Source organism: Microbacterium sp. K35, assembly GCF_004794375.1.
Taxonomy (GTDB): domain Bacteria; phylum Actinomycetota; class Actinomycetes; order Actinomycetales; family Microbacteriaceae; genus Microbacterium; species Microbacterium sufflavum.
Map to the genome: position 1 here is coordinate 1 of NZ_SSDM01000256.1, position 6,616 is coordinate 6,616.

General features: G+C 72.3%; 10 protein-coding genes. 5 read left to right on the top strand and 5 right to left on the bottom strand.

The window, feature by feature from the left end; genetic code table 11:
- On the bottom strand, positions 1 to 1,185 hold a 1,185-nt coding region (locus DW299_RS09690; RefSeq protein ID WP_136036461.1), incomplete at its 3' end, for a sensor histidine kinase.
- Positions 1,186 to 1,288: 103 nt separating this feature from the next.
- On the opposite strand from DW299_RS09690, the gene DW299_RS09695 reads away from it, so the two are divergent.
- Genes DW299_RS09695 through DW299_RS09705 form a run of 3 tightly spaced genes read left to right on the top strand, consistent with a single transcriptional unit; the run spans position 1,289 to position 2,641 of the window.
- Positions 1,289 to 1,693 (top strand): VOC family protein, encoded by a 405-nt coding sequence (locus tag DW299_RS09695; protein ID WP_136036462.1) that lies wholly within the window; start codon positions 1,289 to 1,291, stop codon positions 1,691 to 1,693.
- Positions 1,690 to 2,001, top strand: coding sequence for a winged helix-turn-helix transcriptional regulator (locus tag DW299_RS09700; RefSeq protein WP_136036463.1), 312 nt, complete (start codon positions 1,690 to 1,692; stop codon positions 1,999 to 2,001). The genes DW299_RS09695 and DW299_RS09700 overlap by 4 nt, the downstream gene beginning before the upstream one ends.
- 1 nt (position 2,002) lies before the next feature.
- Positions 2,003 to 2,641 (top strand): dihydrofolate reductase family protein, encoded by a 639-nt coding sequence (locus tag DW299_RS09705; protein ID WP_136036464.1) that lies wholly within the window; start codon positions 2,003 to 2,005, stop codon positions 2,639 to 2,641.
- Between the two features lie 6 nt (positions 2,642 to 2,647).
- Here the strand turns inward: DW299_RS09705 and DW299_RS09710 are convergent, their stop codons facing one another.
- Positions 2,648 to 3,451: an HAD family hydrolase gene (locus DW299_RS09710; RefSeq protein ID WP_136036465.1), complete on the bottom strand. Its 804-nt coding sequence runs from the start codon at positions 3,449 to 3,451 to the stop codon at positions 2,648 to 2,650.
- Between the two features lie 14 nt (positions 3,452 to 3,465).
- On the bottom strand, positions 3,466 to 4,311 hold the full coding sequence (locus tag DW299_RS09715) for an exodeoxyribonuclease III (protein WP_136036466.1): 846 nt from the start codon (positions 4,309 to 4,311) through the stop codon (positions 3,466 to 3,468).
- Positions 4,312 to 4,348: 37 nt separating this feature from the next.
- Here DW299_RS09715 and pyrE point away from each other — a divergent pair, with 37 nt between their 5' ends.
- Both pyrE and DW299_RS09725 read left to right on the top strand, forming a co-directional pair.
- Positions 4,349 to 4,909 (top strand): orotate phosphoribosyltransferase, encoded by a 561-nt coding sequence (gene pyrE / locus DW299_RS09720; protein WP_136036467.1) that lies wholly within the window; start codon positions 4,349 to 4,351, stop codon positions 4,907 to 4,909.
- The gene (locus tag DW299_RS09725) at positions 4,906 to 5,808 is read left to right on the top strand and encodes an ROK family protein (RefSeq protein WP_136036468.1); all 903 of its coding nucleotides are present in this window, start codon (positions 4,906 to 4,908) and stop codon (positions 5,806 to 5,808) included. The genes pyrE and DW299_RS09725 overlap by 4 nt, the downstream gene beginning before the upstream one ends.
- Positions 5,809 to 5,826: 18 nt before the next feature.
- On the opposite strand, the gene DW299_RS09730 is transcribed toward DW299_RS09725, so the two are convergent.
- The gene (locus DW299_RS09730) at positions 5,827 to 6,150 is read right to left on the bottom strand and encodes a hypothetical protein (RefSeq protein ID WP_136036469.1); all 324 of its coding nucleotides are present in this window, start codon (positions 6,148 to 6,150) and stop codon (positions 5,827 to 5,829) included.
- A gap of 120 nt (positions 6,151 to 6,270) precedes the next feature.
- Positions 6,271 to 6,616, bottom strand: a 346-nt coding sequence (locus tag DW299_RS19060) for a hypothetical protein (protein ID WP_205814362.1), incomplete at its 5' end; no start/stop codon positions are given.

Consider the following 6,616-nt stretch of genomic DNA (forward strand, 5'->3'; position numbering starts at 1 on the left):
CCGCGGCGCCACCTCCAGCGTGCCCCCCGAGGCCGTCGCGCGCTCCCGCATCCCGAGCTGCCCGAGGCCCGGTCGCAACTGGGCGATCGCGCGGCCGGTGTTCACGACCTCCACCTCGACGCCGTCGTCGTCGTAGCGCACCCGCACATCGGCCGTGGCTCCCGGTCCTGCGTGACGGCGGGCGTTCGTGAGCGACTCCTGGGCGATGCGGTAGAGGTTCACGGCGACCACCGAGGGCACCGCGGTCGGAGTGCCGACGACCGTGTACGCGGTGGGGAGTCCCGCGGCCGTCGAGGCCTCCGCGAGTTCGGCGATGTCGTCGAGCCCGAGCGTCGAGGCGCCGTCCGCGGTCTCGCCGCCGGGCGTGCGCAGCGTCTCCAGCAGCTGCCGCAGCTCGTGGATCGCGTCGCGCGCCGAGCCCTCGACGCCCGAGAGGATCTCGGCGGCCCGCGCGGGGTCCTGGGCCAGCACCAGGCGCGCCGCGCCGGCCTGCACGCCCATGACCGAGACGTGGTGGGCGACCACGTCGTGCAGCTCGCGGGCGATGCGCACCCGGTCGAGGGCGACGGCCTGCGCCGCCGTCACCTCGCGCTCGCGCTCCAGCTCGGTCGTGCGCTGCTCCAGCACCGACCGCTGCTCGGCGGCGGCCCAGGACCGTTCGCCGAAGTAGTACGCCCCGCCGAAGTAGAGCCCGTTGAGCAGGATCTGGATCAGCATGAAGGCGACGTAGGGCGACATCGCCCCGGCGACCACCTCGGCCTTGTCCGCCTCGCTGATCGCGTCGCGGTACATCGTGAGGAGCAGCCACACGAACATGCCGACGATGATCGCCACGCGCACGATGAGGGCGCGGCGCCGGTCGTTCATCCACGCGCCGACGGTGTAGAGGCCGATGAACATCGCGATGTTGCCGACGTAGATCTCCGGTACCCGGATCGTGACGGCCGCGAAGTAGGCGACGGATACGACCACGGCCACGGTGCCGGGCCAGCGTCGACGGAACGCGAGCGGACCGGACACCACGACGGCGTAGAGGAGGGCGGTCCACAGCGGGGCCTGCTCGTCGCCGTACACCTGGGCGATGGAGGAGAGCGCGGCGCTCAGGATCGCGCCGACGAACAGCACCCCGGCGAGCAGCAGGTCGCCGCGGCGGTCGCGCTCGGTCGGCGTGCGGGTGAAGGGCATCCCTCCACCGTAGGGCGGCGTTCGGCGGGGCCGCATCCCCCGGACGGCGGAGGCGGCGCGGAGGGGTCTTGACCGTGCACTTGTTTTTTGCAAGTATCACCGCATGAGCCTCTTCCTCACCTGCCCGGTCGAGAGCGTCGAACGCGCGACCGCCTTCTACACGGCCATCGGCTGGACCCTCAACGAGGAGATGTCCGATCACAACGTGTCGTGCTTCGCCATCGCGCCCGGGCAGTACGTCATGCTCGGCAGCCGCGAGATGTACGCCAGCGTCGGCGGCGTCGATGAGCTCGTCGGCGGCCCCGACACCCCGTCCAAGGTCACCGTCTCGTTCGACCTCGGCAGCCGCGAGGCGGTCGACGAGCTGGTCGAGCGCGCGAGAGCGGCGGGCGGCCGCATCGGCGACACCGACGACTACCCCTTCATGTACCAGCGCCAGTTCGACGACCCCGACGGCTACCACTACTCGCCGTTCTGGATGAAGCCGGACGCCGACGTCGACGCGTGAGCGACCTCGGTGCCGCGCTCGGCGTGGTCGGGGCGCGCTGGGCGCTGCTGATCGTGGAGCGGCTGCTCGACGGACCCCAGCGCTACGGCGATCTGCAGCGCGACCTCGGGGTCCCGACGAACATCCTCGCCACGCGCCTGCGCGAGCTGGAGGCCGCCGGGCTGCTCGCGCGACTGCCGCTCCGGCACAACACCCGGGCGTACGCGCTCACCGACCGCGGGCTCGCACTGCGGGAGGCGATCGAGGCGCTGCGGGCGTGGGGTGCCGCGGAGGAGGATGAAGATCCCTCGACGAGAACGGAGAAGTGACATGAGCGAAGACGCACCCGGTCGCATCCTGATCGACCTGTTCAGCACCCTCGACGGCGTGGCCCAGGGCCCCGGCGGCGTGGGGGAGGACACCTCGGGCGGATTCCGGTTCAGCGGATGGCAGGCCGGCTACCCCTCACCCGGCATGGGCGCCGAGGTCGACGCGGGCATGCGGGGCCTCGACGCGCTGCTGCTCGGCCGCCGCACCTACGACATCTTCGCCTCGTACTGGCCGCAGCACACCGACGGCGAGGAGGGCCACATCGGCCGGCTCTTCGACGCGGTGCCGAAGTACGTGGCGTCGCGGAACCCCGACCTCGCGCTCGACTGGCAGGGCAGCTCGCGCGTGGGCGACGACCTGGCCGCCGAGATCGCCCGCCTGCGCGCGACCCACCGCGAGGTGCACGTGATCGGCAGCATCGACTTCGTGCACACCCTGCTCGCCGAGGGGCTGTTCGATCAGCTCAACCTGTGGGTGTACCCGCTGCTGCTCGGCACGGGGAAGAAGGTGTTCGACGACGCAGCGCTCCCGTCGGTGCTGCGACTGCTCGAACCGCCGGTCGTCGACGACGCGGGCGTGATGCTCCTCCGCTACGGCCGCACCGATCGCACCCCGGAGGTCGGCACGTTCGGCGCCTGAGGCGGGTCAGCCCAGCAGTCGCTCGATCACGCGCGCGACGCCGTCCTCGTCGTTGGTCGCGGTGACCTCGTCGGCGGCGTCCCGCACCACGGGCTCCGCGTGCGCCATCGCCACCCCGCGCCCCGCCCAGCGGAGCATCTCGACGTCGTTCAGCGCGTCGCCGAACGCGACGACCTCGGCGCGGTCGATGTCCAGGTGCGCACACAGTCGGGCGAGCCCGGTCGCCTTCGTCACGCCCTCGGCCATCACCTCCACGAACGGCGCGCCGGACAGGGTGGCTTCGAAGCCGGTGAGCCCGAGCGAGCGCAGCGTGTCGAACAGTGCGGCGGGTGCGAGCTCCGGGTGGCGGATCACGAGCTTCAGGCTCGGCGCCGCGAGCACCTGCTCCAGCGGCACGCCGCCCATCGTCTCCGGATCGCGCGTGTGGTCGGACAGGCTCGCGATCGCCGCGTAGCCGTCCTGCGCGACGAAGGTCTCGCCGCCCTCGCGCACGCTCGCGAACAGCAGCCCGGGGATGCTCGCGCGGAGGGCATCGGCGAGCGTGCGGATCGTGTCGGACGGCAGCTCCTCGGCGAACAGCATCCGTCCGTCGCCGAGGTGCACCGCGTAGGCGCCGTTGCTGCACAGCGCCCACCCGTCGAATCCGGCGTCGGCGGCGATCGCGCGCAGTCCGATCGGCTGGCGCGCGGTGACGGGCACCACGGGGATGCCGCGTTCCCGCGCCGCGTCGAGCGCCGCGCGGGTGCGCGGTGTCACGGAGGAGGAGGGGTCGAGCAGCGTGCCGTCGAGATCGGTCGCGATCAGTCGCACGGCGTCGCGCTCCGTCAGGAGAAGATCATCGGCAGGTCGTCGTCGGCGTCTGCTCCGCCGAAGTCGAGGTCCACCACCACGGGCACGTGGTCGCTGGGCTGCTCGCCCTTGCGCTCGTTGCGATGGATCGACGCGCCGGTGACCGCGTCGGCCAGCGTCTTAGAACCGAGGATGAAGTCGATGCGGATGCCCTCGTTGCGCGGGAACTTGAGCCGCTGGTAGTCCCAGTAGGTGTAGCCCTCGGGCAGCAGCGGGCGCACCACATCGGTGACACCGGCATCGGCCAGGGCGAAGAACGCCTCACGCTCGGCGGGCGAGACGTGCGTCGAGCGGCCCACCACGATGTCGGGGTCGCCGTTGTCGTGGTCGAACGGGATGATGTTGAAGTCGCCGACGAGGGCGAGCGGCAGGTCGGGGTTCGCCGACAGCTCGGCCGCGGTGGACTGCCTCAGCTGCTCGAGCCAGTGCAGCTTGTACGCGTAGTGCGGGTCGTCGAGGGAGCGCCCGTTCGGCACGTACAGGCTCCATACGCGCACGCCGTCGACCATCACCCCGAGCGCGCGCGCCTCCTGCGGAGCGTCGGGGCCCTCGTGGCCCTTGGCGAAACCGGGCATCCCGTCGAACGCGGTGCGCACGTCGGTGATGGGCAGGCGGCTGGCGATCGCGACGCCGTTCCACTGGTTCAGGCCGTGAACCTCGACGTGGTAGCCGGCCTCCTCGAAGGGGGCGAAGGGGAACTGCTCCGGCTTGCACTTCACCTCCTGCATCGCGAGCACGTCGATGTCTTCACGGACGGCGAACTCGACGGTGCGGGCGACACGGGTGCGGATGGAGTTGACGTTCCAGGTGGCCAAGCGCATGCGTCCAGCCTAGTTGCGGCCTCCTACACTGGATGCCGTGACCGCACTCGACGCAGACCGCCAGACCCTCCTCGACCTCATCACCGACGAGGCGGTGTTCCACGGCGACTTCACCCTCTCCAGCGGCAAGAAGGCCACCTACTACGTCGACATGCGCAAGCTCACGCTCGACCACCGCGCCGCTCCCGCCATCGGCCGGATCATGCTCGACCTGATCGCCGACCTCGACGTCGTCGCGGTCGGCGGTCTCACGCTCGGCGCCGACCCCATCGCGAACTCCGTGCTGCACGCCTCGGTCGGCACCGACCGTCCGCTCGACGCGTTCGTCGTGCGCAAGGAGCCCAAGGACCACGGCCGCGGCCGTCAGATCGAGGGCGCCGACGTGAAGGGCAAGCGCGTGGTCGTGCTGGAGGACACGTCGACCACCGGGCAGTCCGCGCTCAAGGCCGTCGAGGCGCTGCGCACGGAGGGCGCCGAGGTCGTGGCCGTCGCCGTGATCGTCGACCGCAAGACCGGAGCGCAGGCGGCCATCGAAGCCGAGGGGCTGGAGTGGCGCGCCGCGTTCGACCTCGACGACCTCGGGCTCGACCCGCAGTGACCCGCTACGCCCTGGCCGTCGACGTCGGCGGCACCAAGATGGAGGCCGCCCTCGTCTCGGCGGACGGCGTGCTCGTCGAAGGCAGCCGCAGCCGCCAGCCCACCGGGCGCGAGGCCACGCCCCCGGCCCTCGCCGCCGCGGTCGACGCGATCGTGCGGCACGCCCTGGCCGCGCTGCCGGCCGACGCGGAACTCGTCGGGGCGGGGATCGGTAGCGCCGGTCCGGTGGATCGCGTCGCGGGCACCATCGAGCCCGTGAACATGCCGCTCGCGCACGGCTTCGCCCTCGCGGCGGCGGTGCGGGACGCGGCGACGGCGGTGCTCGGCCGCGACCTTCCCACGACGCTCGGCCACGACGGGGGCGCCCTCGCCCTGGCGGAGTCGTGGCTCGGGGCGACCCGTGACGCGGGGGCCTCGCTGTCGATCGTGGTGTCGACGGGCGTCGGCGGCGGCTTCGTGGTGAACGGCGCCTACATCCCGGGAGCCACCGGCAACGCGGGTCACCTCGGTCAGGTGCGCCGCGAGGGAGGGCTCACGCTCGAGGAGATCGCCTCCGGCCCCGCGAGCGCCGCCTGGGCGCAGGAGCAGGGGTGGACCGGCGCGACGGGGGAGGACCTCGCGCGCGACGCGGCAGCCGGAGACGCGATCGCCCGCGCGGCCATCGAGCGCTCGGCCCGCGCGGTCGGCGAAGCGCTCGCGGACGCCGCGACCCTGGTCGACCTCGACGTGGTGGCCATCGGCGGCGGGTTCTCGCGGGTGTCGTTCGACTACATCGACCTCGTGCAGCAGGCGCTCACCGCGCACGCGGTGCACCCGTACTCCCGGCGTACCCGGGCCGTGCGCTCGGGCCTCGGCGACGAAGGGCCCCTCATCGGCGCCGCCGCCCTCGCGCTCCGTTGAACCCTCACGCGCACGCCCTCAGCGGGCGGCGGTCAGCAGGTGGCGGGGCGGTCCCTCAAGTCGCGCGACCGCGATCTTGAGGTCGGTGACGTCGGATGCGACGGCGTCGAGGCGGGTGGTGAGCTTCTCCTCGACGGTGTCGATACGGGTGGTGAGCTTGTCCTCGACGCTGTCGATACGGGTGGTGAGCTTCTCGTCGACGGCGTCGATGCGGGTGGTGAGCTTCGCGTCGACGGCATCGATGCGGCGCACGACCCAGGCCATGGCGGCGAACATGCCGGTGCCGAGGGTGAGCACGATGCCGATCGCGCTGATGACGACCGTCAGGCTGTCGGTGGACACGGATGCTCTCCTCGGGTGCGGTGTGTCTTCGACGATACGTCGCCGCGGGTGTGGCGACTCCCGGAATCCCGGCATCTGTGAGGAAGGGGAGAGAGGCGCGGATGGGGGAGGAGGAGCGCCTCAGCCGGTCGCCGACACGCGCCGTCCGGAGCGCGACGTCACGAGCATCAGGACCGGGACGACAGCGCACAGCGCGGCCGAGACGACGAAGGTCGCAGGAGCCGCCGGATCCCGACCGATGAGCAGGATCACCGTGGGCACGAAGGTGCCGCCCACCGCGCCGCAGGCGACCAGGGCCCCGGTCACGGCGGCGCTCCGTGCGGGGTCGAGGCGGTCGAGGGCGAGGCCGAGGATCAGGCCGTAGCTCGGCGCGAGCAGCACGACCACCGCCGCCAGGGCCACGAGCGCTCCCACCGGCTGAGGGCCCACGAGCGCGCCGGCCACGCCCATCAGCACGGCCGCGCCC